19 protein-coding genes and 1 pseudogene are annotated in these 18693 nt (G+C 61.5%); 4 read left to right on the top strand and 16 right to left on the bottom strand.

Annotation, left to right across the window (positions count from 1 at the left end):
* Nucleotides 1-151 precede the first annotated feature (151 nt).
* The 3 genes from C5L14_RS11400 to C5L14_RS11390 form a co-directional block, all read right to left on the bottom strand.
* A complete protein-coding gene (locus tag C5L14_RS11400; protein ID WP_428832618.1) occupies nucleotides 152-1747 on the bottom strand; it encodes a peptide ABC transporter substrate-binding protein in 1596 nt (531 codons plus the stop codon).
* Between the two features lie 134 nt (nucleotides 1748-1881).
* Nucleotides 1882-2748, bottom strand: a complete 867-nt coding sequence (locus C5L14_RS11395) for a DMT family transporter (RefSeq protein WP_181161129.1) — start codon at nucleotides 2746-2748, stop codon at nucleotides 1882-1884.
* A gap of 228 nt (nucleotides 2749-2976) precedes the next feature.
* Entirely contained in the window at nucleotides 2977-3882 is a 906-nt protein-coding gene (locus C5L14_RS11390; protein ID WP_105862172.1) for an SDR family oxidoreductase, read from the bottom strand.
* Between the two features lie 88 nt (nucleotides 3883-3970).
* On the opposite strand from C5L14_RS11390, the gene C5L14_RS11385 reads away from it, so the two are divergent.
* Complete coding sequence (locus tag C5L14_RS11385; protein WP_105862171.1) at nucleotides 3971-4546, top strand: TetR/AcrR family transcriptional regulator; 576 nt, start codon at nucleotides 3971-3973, stop codon at nucleotides 4544-4546.
* A 36-nt stretch (nucleotides 4547-4582) separates the two neighbouring features.
* Here the strand turns inward: C5L14_RS11385 and C5L14_RS11380 are convergent, their stop codons facing one another.
* Both C5L14_RS11380 and C5L14_RS11375 read right to left on the bottom strand, forming a co-directional pair.
* The gene (locus C5L14_RS11380) at nucleotides 4583-4930 is read right to left on the bottom strand and encodes an ArsR/SmtB family transcription factor (RefSeq protein WP_105862170.1); all 348 of its coding nucleotides are present in this window, start codon (nucleotides 4928-4930) and stop codon (nucleotides 4583-4585) included.
* Nucleotides 4931-6307: 1377 nt separating this feature from the next.
* Nucleotides 6308-7453: a DegT/DnrJ/EryC1/StrS family aminotransferase gene (locus C5L14_RS11375; protein ID WP_105862169.1), complete on the bottom strand. Its 1146-nt coding sequence runs from the start codon at nucleotides 7451-7453 to the stop codon at nucleotides 6308-6310.
* Between the two features lie 162 nt (nucleotides 7454-7615).
* On the opposite strand from C5L14_RS11375, the gene C5L14_RS11370 reads away from it, so the two are divergent.
* Nucleotides 7616-8491, top strand: a complete 876-nt coding sequence (locus tag C5L14_RS11370; protein ID WP_105862168.1) for a glycosyltransferase family 2 protein — start codon at nucleotides 7616-7618, stop codon at nucleotides 8489-8491.
* Between the two features lie 24 nt (nucleotides 8492-8515).
* On the opposite strand, the gene C5L14_RS11365 is transcribed toward C5L14_RS11370, so the two are convergent.
* The 8 genes and pseudogenes from C5L14_RS11365 to hppD all read right to left on the bottom strand — a co-directional run bounded on the left by C5L14_RS11365 (nucleotide 8516) and on the right by hppD (nucleotide 15215).
* Complete coding sequence (locus C5L14_RS11365; protein WP_181161128.1) at nucleotides 8516-9016, bottom strand: GNAT family N-acetyltransferase; 501 nt, start codon at nucleotides 9014-9016, stop codon at nucleotides 8516-8518.
* A gap of 126 nt (nucleotides 9017-9142) precedes the next feature.
* A complete protein-coding gene (locus C5L14_RS11360; RefSeq protein WP_105862166.1) occupies nucleotides 9143-9862 on the bottom strand; it encodes a WbqC family protein in 720 nt (239 codons plus the stop codon).
* A gap of 211 nt (nucleotides 9863-10073) precedes the next feature.
* A pseudogene (locus C5L14_RS30955) lies at nucleotides 10074-10280 on the bottom strand (CatB-related O-acetyltransferase); the annotation flags it as partial.
* 628 nt (nucleotides 10281-10908) lie between these two features.
* A complete protein-coding gene (locus C5L14_RS11350) occupies nucleotides 10909-11736 on the bottom strand; it encodes a transporter substrate-binding domain-containing protein (protein WP_105862164.1) in 828 nt (275 codons plus the stop codon).
* Nucleotides 11737-11762: 26 nt separating this feature from the next.
* Nucleotides 11763-12413 (bottom strand): amino acid ABC transporter permease, encoded by a 651-nt coding sequence (locus C5L14_RS11345; RefSeq protein WP_105862163.1) that lies wholly within the window; start codon nucleotides 12411-12413, stop codon nucleotides 11763-11765.
* A gap of 8 nt (nucleotides 12414-12421) precedes the next feature.
* On the bottom strand, nucleotides 12422-13093 hold the full coding sequence (locus tag C5L14_RS11340; RefSeq protein ID WP_105862162.1) for an amino acid ABC transporter permease: 672 nt from the start codon (nucleotides 13091-13093) through the stop codon (nucleotides 12422-12424).
* A gap of 195 nt (nucleotides 13094-13288) precedes the next feature.
* On the bottom strand, nucleotides 13289-13930 hold the full coding sequence (locus tag C5L14_RS11335; RefSeq protein WP_105862161.1) for a hypothetical protein: 642 nt from the start codon (nucleotides 13928-13930) through the stop codon (nucleotides 13289-13291).
* Nucleotides 13931-14111: 181 nt separating this feature from the next.
* A complete protein-coding gene (gene hppD, locus C5L14_RS11330) occupies nucleotides 14112-15215 on the bottom strand; it encodes a 4-hydroxyphenylpyruvate dioxygenase (RefSeq protein ID WP_105862160.1) in 1104 nt (367 codons plus the stop codon).
* A gap of 146 nt (nucleotides 15216-15361) precedes the next feature.
* Between hppD and C5L14_RS11325 the strand changes: the two genes are divergently transcribed.
* Nucleotides 15362-15841 (top strand): Lrp/AsnC family transcriptional regulator, encoded by a 480-nt coding sequence (locus tag C5L14_RS11325; protein ID WP_105862573.1) that lies wholly within the window; start codon nucleotides 15362-15364, stop codon nucleotides 15839-15841.
* A 767-nt stretch (nucleotides 15842-16608) separates the two neighbouring features.
* Complete coding sequence (locus tag C5L14_RS11320; protein ID WP_105862159.1) at nucleotides 16609-17217, top strand: HAD-IA family hydrolase; 609 nt, start codon at nucleotides 16609-16611, stop codon at nucleotides 17215-17217.
* Here C5L14_RS11320 and C5L14_RS11315 read toward each other — a convergent pair.
* Genes C5L14_RS11315 through C5L14_RS11305 form a run of 3 tightly spaced genes read right to left on the bottom strand, consistent with a single transcriptional unit; the run spans nucleotide 17214 to nucleotide 18603 of the window.
* Nucleotides 17214-17480 (bottom strand): hypothetical protein, encoded by a 267-nt coding sequence (locus C5L14_RS11315; protein WP_105862158.1) that lies wholly within the window; start codon nucleotides 17478-17480, stop codon nucleotides 17214-17216. The two genes, C5L14_RS11320 and C5L14_RS11315, sit on opposite strands and share 4 nt — an antisense overlap.
* Before the next feature lie 29 nt (nucleotides 17481-17509).
* Nucleotides 17510-18043, bottom strand: a complete 534-nt coding sequence (locus tag C5L14_RS11310; RefSeq protein WP_245443350.1) for a chromate transporter — start codon at nucleotides 18041-18043, stop codon at nucleotides 17510-17512.
* Nucleotides 18040-18603, bottom strand: a complete 564-nt coding sequence (locus C5L14_RS11305) for a chromate transporter (RefSeq protein ID WP_105862156.1) — start codon at nucleotides 18601-18603, stop codon at nucleotides 18040-18042. The genes C5L14_RS11310 and C5L14_RS11305 overlap by 4 nt, the downstream gene beginning before the upstream one ends.
* Nucleotides 18604-18693 lie beyond the last annotated feature (90 nt).

The raw sequence follows: 18693 nt of genomic DNA, 5'->3' as shown, positions 1-18693 counted from the left end.
CGGCGCCATATAATGGCGATACTGCGATGTGTGAATCGGATAGCCCTTGCGGGAGAAGGTGCCCCGAGGGGGCGGATGAGGAGTTGCTCTGCCCCATCCGGACTTCAGACCCAACACTCTGAAAGTGGCCGGTCTGAAGACCGGCCTCCGATTATTCCTTGCTGAGGAAGCGTGTCAGGTGCTCGTTGGCGGCGTTGTCCTGCCATCCCTTCACCTTGTTCGAGACCAGCCAGAGATCGGCGTTGGAGAGCAGGGGGGCGACGGGCTGCTCGCGCGCCAGCAGCGCTTCGGCATCCTCCAGGATCTTCAGGCGCTTGGCCGGATCGGTTTCGGCATAGGATTTGGCGACCAGCGCGTCATAGTCCGGGCTGGCGAAATGGGAATAGTTGAACGCCTTGTTGGCCGTCGTCGGTAGCGCAAGGAAGTTTTCCGCGTCGGCATAGTCGGCCACCCATGCCGCGCGCGCCACTTCGAAGGTTCCGCCGTCGCGCAGGAAGGCGTAGTGGGACTTGCTGTCCGAATTGAGCAGGGAGACCTCGACGCCGAGCGCTTTCCACATGTCGGCTACGGCGGTAGCGATCCGGCGATTATTGTCGTTGGTGCCGAAACGGATGGTGAGTTTCAGCGGCTTGCCGCCCTCGCCGAATCCCGCCTGCTTGAGCAGGTCCTTGGCGGCGTCCTCGCGATCGAGCTGAGACCTGTCCGCAAAATCCGGCTTGGCGGGGGTATAGCCGGGCAGGCCGGCGGGAACGAAGCTGTAGCTGCCGACGCGGGTTCCCGAGAAAATCTTCTCGGCCAGGAAATCGCGATCGACCGCCATCGACAGAGCGCGCCGAACCCGCACATCGTCGAAAGGCGGGGTGCGGGTGTCGAAGGCGTAATATTCATTGGTCAGGTTCGGGGAGACATGGACCTGATCGCCCACCTTCTCCTTGAGGAATTTCAGCTGGTCCGCCGCGAACTCGAAGGTCATGTCGAGTTCCCCGGCCAGGAAGCGCCGCTGGGCGGAGGCCTGGTCGTCGATCGGATAGGAGATCACCTTGTCGATGCGGACATTGGCGGCATCCCAGTAATGCGGGTTCTTCACCAGCGTGACGTGATCATTGGCGAGGTTCTCGGTCAGGACGTAAGCGCCGTTGGAGATCAGATTGCCCGGCTTGGTAAAATCCGCCTTGAGCTTCTCGACCGAGGCCTGATGCACCGGCAGGGCGGCCTGATTGGCGAGAAGCTGCAGGAGATAAGGCGTTGGCCGTTCCAGCGTGATCTCCAGCGTCCTGTCGTCGAGGGCCTTGACGCCCAGCGTGTCGACGCCGGCCTTGCCGCCATTCACGGCTTCGGCATTCTTGATCGGAAAGAACAGGTTGGCGAGGCTGGCGGCTTCCTTGGGATCCTCGAGCCGTCGGAAGCTGAAGACGAAATCGGCGGCCGTGACCGGATCGCCATTGGACCATTTGGCGTTGGGGCGCAGCTTGAAGGTATAGACGAGGCCGTCGGGAGAGATCGTCCAACTCTCGGCCGCCCCCGGCGCGATCTTGCCGGCAGCATCGAAAATGGTGAGACCCTCGAACAGGTCCTTCAGGATGAACTGCTCGGCGATGATCGAGCTGTGGGTCGGATCGAGAGTCTGGGCTTCGGCACCATTGCCCTTGTGAAGCACGGTCTCGGCCAGGGCAGGGCGGGCAGCACCACTCAGAAGGCCGGCCGTGAGCGGGAGGACGAGGGCGATCAGTCTCAGTGCGGGCTTCATGTGGACTTCCCCTATGGGCGTCCCGGCTGGTGCCGAGATTCGTGATGATGCGAGTAAACTGGCTCGTCTGGCCCGCGACAACCCTGGATATTCGCTGGGGAATAGCCCGGGTCTTGCTGCTGCCTCGCCGCGTGTCAGACAGCAGACGGGCGCAACAGCAAGACGAGCCCGGCCGCAATGACGAAGGCCGCGCCGAGCAGCGTCACCACATCCGGTATATCGCCGAAGGCAAGATAGCCGACGATCGCGGCACCGACGAGTTCGGCATAGACGAGGGGTGCCAGGGTCGAGGCATCGGCGAGCCGGAAGGCGATGATGGAGAGCAGGTGACAGACCGCGGAGATCAGCCCGAGGCCGGCGAAGAGCAGGAGATGATCGGCGGCGGGCGCGGACCAGGAAAGCACGGCCTGCGGCGTGAGCAGCGCCGCACCGACGAGGCATTGGAAAGCCAGCGTCTTGACGGGGTCGCTCCGTTGTGCCGCCCGCCGGGTGGCGATCAGGTAGAAGGCGAAGCAGATGCCCGAGGCAAGGGCGAGCAGGATGCCGGGTTCGATGGCGCCGCCAGGCTGGAGGATGATGACCGAGCCGACGAAGCCCAAGGCAAGGCTGGTGCCCTTGGTCAGGGTCAGGCGTTCCTTGAGCACGACGACCGAAAGCGCGACCGCCAGGATGGGGCCGACGAAATAGGCGCAGAGGGCCGTCGCCAAGGGGATGCGGGCGATGGCCAGGAAATATAGCGTCATCGCGGCGACCAGGAAGACGGTGCGCGCGGCATGGGAGGCGAGATGCTCCGATGGGAACATCTTCCGGCCATGGAGGAGGGCCGAGAGAGGCAGGACCGCCAGGCCGGCGACCGCGTAGCGCGCCCAGCCGATAAAGAAGGGCGAATAGTCCGCGCTCAGATATTTGGCGATGCCGTCGACGGTCGGCACGCTCACCATCGCGATGATCATGGCCAGGATGCCGCGGGCAGATCCTGTGGTTTCGGCAGAGGCAGGCATGGCCATGAGGAACCTAAGACGTGTCGTCAGTTATGGTGTCGGGTTGGACGGGAGCGATTTTGGCCGAGTGTGTTCGCACTTGCCAAGCAAGTGTGCGGAAGAGCGAGGACGCAAGCCTCTCTGCTTGCTACGATACGCGACGCGCCAATCGGCCAAAAGCGCCGCGCCAATCGGCCAAAAGCGCCGCGCCGTAGGCGGTAAGGTCAAAACCATAACTGACGACACGTCCTATCGATAACCGGTCGCATCGGCCGGCTTTCCGGCTTCTTCGACCTCCGGAATGTAGCGCCAAGCGTCGGGCTGGGAGCCGTCAAGATCGGTGAAACCATAGATTCGCGCCAGCTGTCCGCTCGAAAGAGACTGACCGTTCCAGCGATTCTTTTCGGTATCGGCCGCGAGGGCTGCTACGGCGCGGCCGACGAAGCGGGGCGTTTCCGAAATGACGAAATGCGGTACCGCTGCCGTGGCATCCCGCCAATTCTCTTCCGTGACACCGAAAGCCTCCAGCATCATTTCCGAGCGCAGCCAGCCCGGGGTGAGCGCTACCGAGGTGGCACCGTGTTTGGCAAGGTCCTTGGCATGCGCCCAGGCAAGACGGATCACGGCTGACTTGACCAGATCGTAGAAGGGCGAGAGACGATAATGGTCGGCATTGTAGCCGGCCGTTCCATCCGTCATCTCCACAAGCAGCCCGCCGGGGCGTTCGATCAGCAGGGGCAGGGCATGATGCGCGGTGATCAGATGGGTGTCGATGCCCAGGCGCAGCAGGCGCAATCCCTTGTCGAGATCGTGTTCCCAGACAGCCTTGTTCCATTCGAACAATTTCTCGCCGCCCCAGATGTCGTTGACGAGAATATCCAGGCGGCCTTGTTCAGTTTGAATCCGGTTCACCAGGCCGCGCACCTCGTCAGGTAGGAGATGGTCGACACGGATGGCGATGCCCCGGCCGCCGGCCGCGTTGACCAATTCAGCCGTCTCCTCGATGGTTTCCGGCCTGTCATACTCCGAGCGTTGCCTCCGTGTGCTGCGGCCGGTGACGTAGACCGTCGCGCCTGCAGCCCCCAGTTCGATGGCAATGCCCCGGCCGGCGCCACGCGTGCCGCCGGCAACCAGTGCAATCTTTCCGTCAAGCATGGAGTACTCCTGGTTTCGCAGGCAAGCATCTTTTCCCGGAGCTCAAACCTATATATAAATGATCATTCGTTTATAATTGGATGTCAAGATGACTCGCCCCAAGACGTTGCCTGATCAGACCGTGCTGGAGGCTGCCCTGCAGCTTCTGCACACCAAAGGGCCTGAGGCTCTGACATTTGCGGGATTGGCGCAGGCTTGTGGTTTGGCGGCCGCAACCTTGGTGCAGCGCTTCGGCAGCAAGGCGCAGCTCAAGCAGGCGGCCTTGCTCCATGCCTGGGATCGTCTGGACGAAAAAACCTCGCAGCTGGCGGCCGGTATTGACCGCACGCCGGCGGGCGCGGTCGATCTGCTGGTAGCTCTTTCCAGCGACTACGGCGCCATCGAATCCTACGCCGAAGGATTGCTGATCCTGAGGGAGGATCTGCGCGATCCCCTGTTGCGGGCGCGGGGCGCGCGCTGGCGGGATACGCTCGTCGGCGTGCTCGATACCTGTCTGGCTGAGCAGGGCGGCAGGCGCCAGGGGCTTGGCCAATTGATGGCTTCGCAATGGCAGGGCTCGCTCGCCTGGTGGGGCTTTGAGCCCAATTGCCCGGTTGCGGAGCATGTCGGCCGCGAACTCAGGCAATTCGTGGCGTTCATCACGTCGAAACGGGCGGGCACCTGAACGGCGCCCGCGCCGGCTCCCCTTGGCAGGGGAGGCCTATCTGGCTTCGACCGACCGAATCTGCGCCACCAGGGAGCGTTCCGGCAGCTTCACCGGCAGGGGAGCATCATCGACGGCGTGATCGACGGCGTGGTCGTGCAGGGCCATCCGTTCGGCGACCCAGCTTTCGGCCAGGGCCAAGGCATGCGGCGTCATGCGGTAGGTGCGCACACGGCCGGCCTTCTCGGAGACGACGATACCCCCGGCTTCGAGCACGCCGAGATGCTTGAGCACCGCGGGCATGCCCATCGAGAGGGGGAGGGCGAGTTCGCTGACAGAGGCTGGTCCGCGGGCAAGACGATCGACCATGGTGCGACGGCTGGTATCGGCGAGCGCATGGAACATTCTGTCGAGTGCGAGAGGATCGAGGCGAGCTTCCACGTCAGGCTACTTTCTTGGTCGGAGGAGGAAACCGGCCAGCAATGCGCCGGCCGGAGGGGGCGTCAAGCCAGGGAAAACAGGGATGGAAAGAGGGGTCTGGCGGGTCCCTGGCCTGGAAGGGAAAGACGTCGGCTATAAACTTCGCCGGATGGCCGGACTCGGCGAGCGGCAGGATTTCACGGGGCTGGTCCGGCTCGCGATTTTGCCGGTCGTTCAGGGGGGACGATAAGGGAGAGAGCGCCATTGTCAGGCCTCAAAATGCCAATGATCTTCCAAACCGTTCTGGGCTAAAACAGCCTACCGAGTTGATATCATTCGAAATTTCAAACTTCTGTCCGACTTGCCGATCACAAAAAGAAGCCCGCTGCGCGGGCTTGGGAGGGTATCGAGAGAACCGAGCGAAGGTGCGAACAGCACAGCATGGAGGGGATCTGTTTGGAGATCGCTGCGCCGTTCGCAAGGTCAATCTAGACGGGCGGCACTAGGAGCACACTCCGTCAAATATGACATGTCGAATTTGACGGATTGGCTAGAAGGGCGCGAATAGCGCGCGAGCCCCGCAGCGGGCGAGGACAAGGCATTTTTAGGTAAATGCATAGATTGGAATAGATCTAGCAGGTTTGGCCGCCGACAGGAAGTCGATCCGGATACCTCTTTAGGAGAGGGCGTTATCCATCGTCGACAGAGGCAACGTTCGCGCGGATTCGGCTGGGCTCATTCGGCCGGCACCGCGATCTTCCTTTCGGCGAGAGCCCGACTCAAGGCTTCGAGCGCGTTGCGGACGCGATCGTGACCATCGGCAAGGCCGTACTATTGAAGAAGGCGCTGGCGATCACGGAAAGGCAGCAAAAGTGGAAATACGCGCTCCTTCATGCCGCAATGCCGTGTTTCTCGGTTGTCGCCGAATGACAAGCGGTATTTTGGTAAAGCGATTCCTCGAACCTGAAAGGCCGACTACGAAAACGGGGGAAGAAGCAATGCTTCTTCCCCCGTTCACCGATTTCTCGAAACGCCAAGCTTTCGCAAGCGAAATCTGCACTTGGTTACTATGTGAAGCAACGCCTGGCAGAAATGGCGCCCACAACCTCAGTAGCGTCTTTGTTAACGAGGTAGGATGCTACAAACAATTTCGCCGCTGTCCAGTACGAAATTGAATCGGAGCATCCGTTGCGGAAGTTATATCGATTTACTTTTCAGAGGCGATAAAAGGGCCGAAACGGACAGGCTGGGTGGCTTATGTTGTTGTCGTTCAATCCCAGGGAGGGCCATTCGGGAGAGGAGCGGCAAGGCGCTCTCGCGGCATCGATCAGCGGCGTGAGGGCTGCGCCGCCGCCATGAGCGTCAGGCCCTGCCTGCGAGAATTTCGCGCAAGGCGCCAGCGACGATATCAGCCTTGTCTTCGGTCATATTGTAGCCCGACGGCAGATTGATGCCGTGTTTGGCGATTGCCTGCCCCTTGTCATGCGGCGTCACCAGGCGTTTGGCCGACGGGCGATCGGCGAAGGCCTGCATGCTCGACAGCGGCGAGAAGAAGGGGCGCGTATCAATGTTGCGCTTGTCGAATTCGGCCATCAGGCTGAACTTGTCGAGACCGAGCGCAGGATCGAGCACCACCGTCACCATCCAGAAGGAGTTCTCGCTCCCCTCGGGCTCGGCGTTGAGGGTGACGCCGTTCAGCCCGCCGAGCCGCTGCCGGTACCAGCCGAAAATGGCGCGCTTATGGGCGATCAGCGTGTCGATGCGTTCCATCTGCGCAACGCCGAGCGCCGCCGTGACGCCGTTCATGCGATATTTGAAGGCGATCTCCTGGTTGATGAACAGGCGATGATCGCCGGGCGCGCGGCCGTGATCGCGCAGGCAGAGCACGCGCTGGTGGAGATCGTCGTCATCGGTCACCAGCATGCCGCCTTCGCCGGTGGCCACGGTCTTCGAGCCGTGGAAGCTGAAGGCTGCCGCCCGCCCGAAGCTGCCCGCCCGGCGGCCGTGATAGCGGGAGCCGAGGGCCTCGGCCGAATCTTCGATGAGATGGATGCCGTGCCTGTCGGCAATGTCCTGCAGAGCCCGCCAGTCGCACATGGAACCATAGAGATCCACGCCCAGGATTGCTTTGGTCCTGGGACCGATGGCAGCCTCCGCGGCACGGGGATCGATGCACCACGTGTCCGGCAGAATGTCGACGAGCACGGGTTCGGCGCCGACATAGGTGATCGGCGCAACCGAGGCGATCCAGGTCACGTCGGGTACGATCACCTCGTCGCCCGGGCCGATGCCGAGCGCGGCCAGGATGAGATGCAGGGCTGCCGTTGCATGTGGTACGCTGACGGCATGTTTCACGCCAACATAGTCGGCCATCATGCGCTCGAAACGCGCATTGTAGGCATAGTGGTTGGCGTACCATGCCGTACGGGCCGCCTCGGCGGCGAGCTCCGCTTCTCTGTCTGTGATGGAGGGGCCTGCGACGGGGATGCGTTCGGGAGCAATGATCACGGGGACTCGGCTCTATATGAGTGGCGGGCGATACATACCGCGGCCGACTAAGCGACGCCAGCGCGATCAGAAAGGCGGGGCCGGTGCCTGAATTGCCAGTTGCGGGCATTGCGGCAAAGGAATAGGAGATGCAGCGATTGATGTCCGGTGGAGCCCGTGAACATGTCAGAGCCCTGCGTAACTATAGGGATCCCTATCTATAATGCAGAAGACATGATTGCGGAATGTCTGGATTGTTTACTGAATCAGACATACAGGAATATTCGCGTTATTATATCAGACAATGCTTCAACGGATGGCACGCAGGCCATCGTCGAGCGATATGCAGCAACCGACGATAGAATTACATATTTGCGCCGACCGGAGAATGTCGGGCCTGTCAAGAATTTCCGCGGCCTGGTAGACGCGGCGCAGACACCATTATTTCTATGGCGTGCGCATGATGATCTGTCCTCGGCCGATTATGTCGAGCGACTGGTCGAGGCGTTTAATCGCAAGCCGGATGCCTTGCTGGCCGTTCCGACCGTGATGACCTATCGAAGCGACAGGCCTGATGCCGTCGCACGTCCCCGAGAGCTGCGGGGGTCGCAACTGCGACAGATCTCCGACCTTCTTTATAAGTCCCATGCAAGCTGGTTCTACGGCATGTGGCGGACGGAAGCCCTGCGGGAAATATTGGATTATGTAAATCGGGCCTATCCGGACCCCTGGGGATCCGATCATCTGGTGATGTATCCGGTTTTCATACGCAGAGCCGTTGCGATGGCACCTGAGGCTCAATTTTCTCAGAGGGTCATCTGGAAGGAGGCCAATCGCTCGATGAGGATCGTGCCGGCCATGCATCTTATCCGGCTGCGACGAGCCTATTGGAAGGCTTGCCTCCACAATATTGATGAAGCCGGATTTCGTGGAATAAGGAGGCTCGCCCTGAGGGGAATTACTTTTTTCTATGTCGGAAAAAGAGTTGCCCGGGTGGGGAAGATCACTCGTGTTGCCATCAGGCAGGTTGCAGCCCTGTTTAAAGGAGATCGAGTATAAAATTGCTCAAGTTTAAATATAGTTTTATAATTGTTTCTCCATCAATACGACATCATACATATTGTCTTCCGTACGAAAATGGCTTCGTAATGTTCCTACAGTCCTAAACCCTATGGATTGATAGAGGGAGCGCGCGACGAGGTTATCCGCTCTGACTTCCAGAAGTATTTTTTCCAGGTGGTGCTTTTCTTTCGCCATGGCAACGAGGCTCTCCATTGCAATGCGTCCCAGGCCTTTGCCTTGGGCGTTTTGCGCAATGACGATGCCGGCAAAGCCATGCCGGTTGCGATGGTGGATGTTGGTGATCTGCGCAAAGCCGATCGGCTCGTCCGTCTCGCTGTCCGCAATCACCATGAAACAGCCATTGGGGTCGGTTTTCCGGCGTTCCAGCCATTCGGCGACCGCGCCGTCATCCGTCGACGCCACCACATTGAGAAGCAGAGCCTGCAGCGCAGAATCTCTGCGAAGCGAAGCGAGAAATTCGAAATCACTCTCTTCCGGAGATCTCAAGCTTACATGCTTCAATGTCGCATTCCTGTCCGCTCGACTGTGTTTTCCAGGAAGAAGGTGATCGAAAGTCCCTGACGAGTATGCGGCTGTCCTATGGCACTGCCATGAGCACATGAGACGATGGAGGGGACTGCCGATTCGTCATGGCGCTTGCTTTGCGAGGAATTCACGCCAAGGCGTGGTTCGGGGTTTGAGATATTGATGGGCATCCCGCCCGGCATGGCCGATCAGATTGAGAATGGAGACATAGGGTGTAAAGGCGGTATCGCCTTGCGGCCAGGGCGTCAGGCTGTAGTCCATATACTCGACGCTCACGCCGCTCGCCTCGAACGCCTCATGGTCCATATATCGCGCGGCGCCATGCCCGGTGAGATAGCGCGTCCCGCCCAGACTGAGGACGATGTCCAGCACGCGTTTCCATGAGGAGCCCGGTATATCCAGCTCACTGCTATGCGTGATCTTGCGCGATTTCCCGATGCCGATATAGGCCGCGGACAGCTCAATGCTCTGGATCAGGGCGTCGCACAGTTTCTCTCGCTCATACGACTTGCTGAGAATGTCGATCGCATCCTGCGCGTGGGAGGCGCCGGCGAGCGATTGCTTGAGGAGCGACTGGTGGGTTGTCCGCCAATCGACCGCGGTTGCATCCAGATCCATGATGGGTTTGTAGGTGCCGCCGCCGGCAAGGGGAATGGTCATCCATTTGACCTGATCGCCCACCTTGACCTGGACGCGGTTGGTAAAGCTTCCTTTCGAGAACTGAGCATCATCCAAATAAACATAGACATCCGCCAAGGCGAGTTGCTCGAAAAAGCCCGGCCAGGGGAACAGCATAGGTTGGGTGATTACAACAGTCGTCATGCTCGATTTCGGAGTTGTGAGTCCGGTGATTTATTCCGCCAAGGCGTTAAGATAATACCCTGGTTATCATAGCGATGTGTGGGGCGAGAATATCCCACCATCGGTCCAAGGCATTCACATTGCCCAATCCGGGCGTCTAAAGCGCGGCGAGGAAGGCGGCCGGGTCTCGCAAGAGGGATGCCTTGGCTTGAAGGGCTTCGTCCGGCCAAGTCCACCAGGCACTGGCGAGCAGTTTTTCGATGGTGGCGTCATCGAAACGGTAGCGGATCAGCTTGGCAGGCACTCCGCCCATGATGGCGTAGGGAGGCACGTCCTTGGTAACCACCGCGCCGCCGGCGATCACGGCGCCATGACCGATGGTGATGCCGGTCATCAGGGTCACCCCCATGCCGATCCAGACATCGTGTCCGATCACGATCGGCTGGTTTTTGGGATAATGGCGATCGATCGCTTCGTCGACGATGCCCCAGCCCTTGAGATAGGTGGCGGGGCTGGTCGAGACGAGATCGAGGGGATGATTGCCGCCGGAAACCTTGATTTCGGTCGCGATCGAACAAAAAGCGCCGATCTCGGCGATCTTGGATTGCTTGGTGCAGAGAGGGCGGTATCCATAGCTGTACTTGCCCACGCTGATGCCGAAGCGCTGCTTGACCAGGGCCCGCATGAAATCGTCGCGCGGCCCATATCGGTGACGCGACCATTTGGCAGCCTTGCGCAAGGCAAAGCGCGGCAGGCCGATCTGCAGCAATCCCCGATGCAGGGCGGAACGAATGACGATGTCGTCGGGGGCGTAGGTCAGGGTCGTCGCTTTGGAGGAAATTGCCACGGCAGACTTTCGTTGCTTCGCTGTCTTCTCTCGGCCAGGTCAGGCCCCTTATGCAGTGATCGCGCCGGGAGCGCCGGGACTTTCGTTGCCTATACCAACTCTGTCGGTTTCCTCAACGGCTTCTTATGGGGAACGCATCGCTTGCAGGCGGGTCCGGAGACCCGCCCGCCGCAGATGGCGTCGAGGTCGATGGGTCGATCGGTCTACGAAAGTGGGATCATCAGAATTTCGGCATGGGCGGCAGCGGAGCCAGGGGTGCGCCGAACCATTTCTGGTTGATCTGGCTGAGCTGCCCGTCCGCCACGATCTCGCCGATGAAGCCGTTGCACCATTCCTGCAACGCGGTGTCGGCCTTGCGGAAGGCCATGCCGTTGGCCTGCTCCTTCATCTTGAACTTGGCCTCGATACCGAGGCTGGCATAGTCCTTGGTGAGCTGGGCAAGCACGGTGTTGGAAGCGCCGATCGACTGCACCTGCCCCGAGATCAGGGCTTGGGTGGTGGTGGCGTCGTCGTCGAAGCGCATGATCTGGGTGCCGGGAGGGGCGATCTGCGAGACGGTGATGTCCTGCGTCGAGGCGCGGGCGACTCCCACGGTGACGCCGACGAGGTTCTCGGGCTTGGTCACCTTCAGGTCCTTCGGACCCATGATGTAGGTGGTCAGCGTGCTGTAGGGGTTGGAGAACAGAACCTGCTTCATGCGCTCGGGCGTGATGCCGAAGGTGGCGATCAAAAGATCGACCTTATTGGTGAGCAGATAGGGGATGCGGTTGGGGCCGGTCACCGGCACCAGTTCCAGCGAGACGCCGAGCTTCTTGGCCATCAGGGCCGCGACATCGGCATCATACCCGGCCGGTTTCTGCTCGGCATCGGTGCCGCCGAAGGGCGGATAGTCGGTGAGGACACCGACGATCAGCTTGCCGCGCGCCTTGATTTCATCGGGCGTTGCGGCGGCCGCCGGCCCGGCTGCAAGAGGCAGGGCCAGGGTGGCCATGCCCGCGGCCAGATACAGCCCCAGCCGTCGGCGCGAAATCGGATCTGTCGAAGCCATAATCGTTTTCTCCTTGATCGAAAATCTCAGCGTCTGGCGACCGTCAGCCGCCGCTCCAGAGCGCGGCTCCAGATCGACAGGGGCCAGCACACCAGGAAATAGGCGAGCGCCACCAGGCCGAAGATGGTGAAGGGCCGAAAGGCCGCGTTGTTGATGATCTGGGCGGCGCGGGTGATCTCGACGAAGCCGATGATCGAGGCAAGCGAGGTGCCCTTGATGAGCTGCACCAGGAAGCCGATGGTCGGCGGAATGGCGATGCGCACGGCCTGGGGGATGACCACCTTGAACATGCGCGGCAGATAGGTGAGGGCGAGTGCCCGGGCCGCCTCGCTCTGGCCTGGGGGGACCACTTCGATGGCGCCGCGCCAGATCTCGCCGAGAAAGGCGCTGGCGTTCAGGGAGAGGCCGATCGCCGCTGCCGTCCAGGGATTGACGTCGATGCCGAAAATGCCCGGCACGAAAAAGGCGAGGAAAAGCTGCATCAGCAGCGGCGTGCCCTGGAACAGCTTGATATAGCCCAGCGCCAGCCAGCGTAGGGGCCGGATTTCGGCCGTGCGCGCCAGGGCGACCAGAAGGCCGCCGATGCCGCCGCCGATGAAGGCGACCAGCGAAAGCAGCAGCGTCCAGCGCAAGGCCAGCAGGATATAGAGGATGTCGGCTTCGCCGAGGGTCCGCATGCTGCCTCCTATCGCCGGCTCGGCTGGCGCAGGAAGGCGCGCTCGATGCCGGCGAACAGGCACCAGAACACGATCGAAAGCGCCAGATAGATACTGGTCGCCACGAAATAGACCTCGAAGCTGCGGAAGGTGCGCGACTGGATGTCGCCTGCCGCGGCCGTCAGCTCGCCGGCGGCGATGGCTGAGCAGACGCTGGAGTTGAGCATGAGCAGGATGAACTGGCTGGTCAGCGAGGGATAGATCGCCTGGATGGCCGGCTTGAGGATGACGAGGCGGAAGATCTGCAGCGGCTTGAGGCCGAGCGATTTGCCGGCCTCGATCTGGCCCTTGGAAATGCTCTCGATGCCGGCCCGGATGATCTCGATGCCATAGGCGCCGACATTGACCACCAGTGCCAGCAGTGCCGCACTGTTCGAGGACAGGCGCAGGCCGACCGAGGGCATGCCGAAAAAGATCATGAAGACCTGGATGAGGAAGGGAGTGTTGCGGATCAGCTCGATATAGGCGTCGACGGCGTAGCGCAGCGGGGGCGGCCCTGAGGTCTTGGCAAGCGCGCCGACCACCGCCACGACCATGCCGATCGCCATGGCCAGTCCCGACAGTACCAGCGTATGCAGGGCGCCGGCCGCGAGCTCCGGCCAATAGGCGAAGACGTCAGCGAACTCGAACTCGTAATTCATGCCGCAAGCTCTTGCGGCAGCCCGGCATCGGCGCGGAAGGAACGGCCCACGCGGCGTCTCCCTTTGACGTTCCCGTTAAGCGCCCGATCTTCGTGGGCTTCGATCGAAGGACGCAGCTTGGCACGGATAGCCGGCAGGGTGAAGCACCAGCCGGGAAGATATCCAAGGGAATTGGAATGGCCTGAAGAGCGGTCGTCAGCGGGCTTTGCCAGGCAGGCTCAAGCCGGATGAGACGGCTCCAAGCACGACCGGCTTGTCCTTGCCGCAGCGGAAGGAACGGGCTTGCTCGTCGGCGATTTTGCGTGCCAGGGCGTTGGCTGTGCCGGCATTGGCGCGGGCGTCGACATAACCGACGTGACAGGTGCCGTCCTTCCCCAGCCTGGTGACGACGAGGACGCGGCCCGAGGCCGGCGAGGGACCCTTGGCCTCTGCCTGGTGGTCCGCTTCCGTCATCACCTGCCATTGCAGGATGGTGGCGAAGGGCTGCGGTTGGCCGGCGGCAAGGCGCCATTCCACCGTGCCATGATCGGCGCTGTTGAATCCGGTGAAGGTTTCGCTGGCAGCCAGATCATGGGCGCCAGGCTTACCAAAGCTGACGAACATGCGCTGGTCGCCGGCGGAGAGCCGCATGGGCAGGCCGCGATAACCGGGGCAGCGCCAGCTGCCGTAATCCTCTTCGTCGTTCCCCGGCTGGTGGGGGCACTTGGCGGTGTCGAAATGGGTATAGGCACTGGTGAAAGGTTCGGCCGCCAGAACGCCGGAGGACAGCAGCAAGAGGACCGCCAACCCGAGCAGGAAGCTGGCAAAAAGTGTCTCGGCGATGTCGTTGCGTGTCATGGCGTTCCCTGTCCTTGCGCAGCAAACAAGCGTTCAGTCATGAACGCGCTTTGCTCTGGGGCTCTTCTAGGGGGAGGGCGGCCAAGACACTGTGCAGGATGACACGAGCCGCGCCGACCGAGACGCGACGGCGGGCCCGTGCCAGGCTGGCGTGGGCGAACGAGGCGAGCGCCGAAGGATCCTATTCCGCCGCCAGGGCGCCGCGCCGGATCTGGTCCTCTTCGATCGACTCGAACAGAGCGCGGAAATTGCCCTCGCCGAAGCCCTCATCGCCCTTGCGCTGGATGAATTCGAAGAAAATCGGGCCGATCACCGTCTTCGAGAAGATCTGCAGCAGGATCTTGGTCATGCCGCCATCGCGTACGCCTTCGCCGTCGATGAGGATGCCGTGCTTCTTCATGCGCCCGATCGGTTCGTCGTGGCCATTCACGCGGGCATGGGAACGCTCGTAATAGGTGTCGGGCGGGCCCGGCATGAATTTCAGGCCGTTGGCGGCCAGCTTGTCGACCGAGTCATAGATTCCTTCCGTCCCGACGGCGATGTGCTGGATGCCTTCGCCGTGATATTTCTTTAGGAACTCCTCGATCTGGCTGGTGTCGTCCTTGGATTCGTTGAGCGGGATGCGGATCTTGCCGCAGGGCGAGGTGATGGCGCGGCTGACGAGGCCGGTGATACGGCCGTCAATGTTGAAGAAGTGGATCTGCTTGAAGCCGAACAAGTCTCGGTAGAAGGCCCACCACGTGTCCATGTTGCCGCGATAGACATTGTGGGTCAGGTGGTCGAGGTAATAGAAGCCGACGCCCGCCGGTTTGGGATCGCGCTCGCCCAGCCAGTCGAATTCGCGGTCATAGGCCGAGCCTTTATCGCCATAGGCGTCGATGAAATAGAGCAGGGAACCGCCGATGCCGACGATGGCCGGCACGTCCAGCGTCTTGTCGTTGCCTTCATAGGGGGTGGCGCCCCGCGCCACCGCATGCTCGAAGGCATGTTTGGCGTTGACCACGCGCCAGGCCATGGCGGGCGCGCAGGGCCCGTGGGTCTCGACGAAGCGCATGGCGTGGCTGCCGGGCTCGGCATTGACGATGTAGTTGATGTCGCCTTGCCGCCAGACCGTGATGTCCTTGGTCTTGTGGGTGGCAACCGGCACATAGCCCATGCTGGTGAACAGCGCCTGGAGCTTGGCGGGTTCGGGATGGGCGAATTCGACGAATTCGAAGCCGTCGGTCCCGGCGGGATTTTCGGGTGTGATCGCCGCGGGCGGTGCATCGTGCGGGAAGGGGCCCATAATTTCCTCCTGGTTGTCAGGAGGGCGGCCGGGCGCCCTCCGCATTGAGAGGGATTCTGCCAGGATCATCGCGCAATGTGCTTGCATTCTTGATGGCTCACCGCAAATCTATGCACGAAACACGCATGACACCCTGGATTTATGCAATGATCGATCTCGATGCTTATGATCTCAGAATCTTGCGGGAGCTGCAGCGTGACGGCCGGCTGACCAATATCGAGCTGTCGGAAAAGATCGCGCTATCGGCTTCGCAATGCTCGCGCCGGCGCTCCCGCCTGGAGGCTTCAGGGGTGATCTGCGGCTATCAGGCCAGCCTCGATGCGCATAAGGTCGGGCTCGACCTCTTGGTGGTAATCTCCGTGACGCTCGCCACCCACAACCGTGACAATGCGCGTAAATTCGCCCAACTGGTCAACGACCTGCCCGAAGTGCTGGAGGCCTACGCTCTGACCGGCGAGATGGACTATCACCTCAAGGTCGCCACGCGCGGCCTCGCCGGCCTGTCGCGCTTCGTCAACGACGTACTGCTGCCCCATGATTCCGTGCAGCATGTGAAGACCTCGATCGTGCTGGACACGCTGAAGCGCTTCGAGGGTCTGCCGCTCTCGAGCGTGCATGAGGAGTGAGCCTGCTCTGGCCATTCTCAGCTATCCGATCTTTGGATCCGGACAGCTGGTGGACAAGGCATTTCATGTGTGACGCTGCCCCTTCAGTACAGGGGGGTGGCGCCCCCCTGACTCGGTTCATTATTTCGACGAATTCGCTCGGATCTTGGCTTGGCATGCGAGGGTTAGTTTGGCCATGTGCTCGCGCAAACAAGCGCCGGCCTTTCCAGGTGCGCTTTGAGGACAAAATTGCTTTCGGTTTTCCTTGCAGGCTTGAAGGTCGTTCTCCCTAACGAGCCTTCCACCACCTGCATATGCGGCAAGACCAGAGGCGATGACGCATATGGCGGCAACGGATATCCGCCAGCTCCAAGATTTGGTGGCGTGCACGGTTTCCTCCCTATTCATGGCTTCGATCAATAGCGTTTTTGCTTTCATTCCGATTTCGGTCTTCTGCCCTGTCATTGCACGGCATGGTGAACTAACGTCCACAAGCGTAACTCTACCGTGACATGGGCGGACTAAGGTTGGAGCCATGCAGTGTTGCTCCGGCGAACGCTAATTTCCAGGCGCGTTGGAAGCTATCGCGCGGGAGGGATCACCGAACCACCGATGGCTGCTCTACGGAAGCAGTGTAGCAAGGCCAACGCCGCTGAGTACCTCTGCCAATTCCATAACGTCTTCGACCGGATACATGGGAAAAGTGATCGCGCGGCGCCGATGAACCTATCGGCACCACAATACTTTTCTAGTCCTTGCGTCGGATTCGGTCGAAAGCAGGAGGCATCATGTCGTCGTCGCCTTTCCAAGCGCTCGTCTTCGATCTCGGCGGTGTCGTGGTCGAGCATGACAATGCCGTCCTGTTCGAGCGCCTGGCTTCGCGATGCCGCCCTTCCTGCTCGGCCGGGGACGTGTTGAACCTGTTCCGGCAATCGCGTTGGGGAACGGGAACGCCGATCCGCCTGTTTCACCAGCAATTGGCGGAGACCGGTGGATATGAGGCGCCGTGGGAGGTTTTCGTCGAGGATTGGAGTTGCCATCTCGCCATCAATCCCTCGATGCTCGCCGTCATGGAGCGCCTGGCGAAGCGTAACAGGGTCATCATCTTCTCCAACACCAATCAGGAACATTGGGACTTCGTGCGCGAGGCATCGGGCGGCGTGCTGGCGGGTTTCGAGCCCTTCCTCAGTCATGAGATCGGGCATGAGAAACCTTCGCTGCGTTCCTTTCAGGTGGTGGCCGAGAAGGCCGGCATCGATCCTGCCGGCTGCATCTTCTTCGACGACCTGCCCGCCAATGTGGACGCTGCAAGGCAGGCCGGTTTCCAGGCGGAAGTATTTCTGGGCGAGCCGTGGCTGCTGTCATTCCTGGAGGCCCGCGGCGTAGCCCTGGGCTAGAACCCGAAGCCGGCGGCGGATCGGACACCGTCTTCCTGCCGCAAAAAGAGCCTTCCGGCTTCGGTCAGGCCGATCATGGCGGCGCCGTCGATCCGGTTGCGGGAGACCAGGCCTCGATCATTGGCCTCCTCCCACACCGGCAGGCGCGGACAGGAGGTCCGCCAGGCGTCCATCACCTCGGCATAGGGGCGGTCGCAGCACGACAGCCAGGCCAGGAGGTCGCGCAGCAGGGGATCGAGCGTATCGGATGCCGGTGTCGCCATGATCGAAAGCCTTCTTCGTCGTCCTCGCCTCAGATTTGGGTAAGCCCGCTCAGTCCGACCGCGGCGCCTCCCGCCAGCACCAGCAAGGGATGGATGCGTGTCGTCGTGGTGAGAAAGGCGGAGACGGCGATGATGCCGGCCAGCAGCCAGGTTCCGGCTGAGGCTTCGGCGATCACCGCGGCGCTCGCCGTGACCAGCCCCACCGTCATCGGCAGCAGGCCTGCCTGCACCTTCTTCCGCCAGGGTCGGTCACGGAAGCGATCCCAGAGCCTGAGGGCAATACCGGTGATGAGCGAGGAGGGGCCGAACTTGGCGAGCGAGGTCACCAATACGCCCGGCAGTCCAGCGACATGCCAGCCGACCAGCGGCACGATCATCATGTTCGGGCCGGGAGCGGCCTGCGCCAGGGCAAACATCGCACCGAATTGCTGGGCCGACATCCAGTGATGAATGTCGACCACCTGCCGGTGCATTTCGGGCAGAATGGTATTGCCGCCGCCGAAGGCGAGCAGGGACAGCTGCGTGAAGATCAAAGCGAGGGAGAGCAGGGTCGATGCCATCATGCCTTCCTCCAGGCCAGCAGAATGCCGAGAGGCGCCAGGACGAGCATGGTGGCCGGCAGCGGCAGACGCAGTACGGCGATAGCCAGGAAACAGGCGCAGGCGATCAGGATGCCGGCGGGGTCGCGGCGCAGCGGCCGGGCGACCTTGATCGCCATCGAGATGAGCAGCCCCGCCGCGGCCGCGGCAAGCCCTCCGAAGAGATGGTGGATATGTGGATCGGCCTGGAAGCGATCATAGAGCATCCCAAGCCCGATGACGATGGCCGTCGGGGCGGCGATCAGGCCGAGAAGAGCCGCGCAGGCGCCGGCGACACCGCGGAAGCGCAGGCCGATGGCGACAGACATGTTGATGATGTTGCCGCCCGGCAGGAATTGGCACAGGCCCAGCAAGTCGGCAAATTCCTGCCCATTCAGCCAGCCGCGCTCTTCCACGACCATGCGGCGCGCCAGCGGCAGCACACCGCCGAAGCCGATGAGGCCCAGAGTGAGGAACCCACAGAAGAGGTCGGCAATGTCGGGGGATTTTCTCTCCACCGAGAGGGAAGAGCTTGCAGCGTCCATGGAGTTGGGCCTTGCTTGGAGAACTTGCGCGGACGCTAGGCTTCCCGATCCATCATGTCCAATATATGATAGCTGCAATATCCATATCCA

The organism is Labrys okinawensis (assembly GCF_002982075.1).
Lineage (GTDB): Bacteria > Pseudomonadota > Alphaproteobacteria > Rhizobiales > Labraceae > Labrys > Labrys okinawensis_A.
This window is presented reverse-complemented; position numbering and strand designations above follow the sequence as displayed.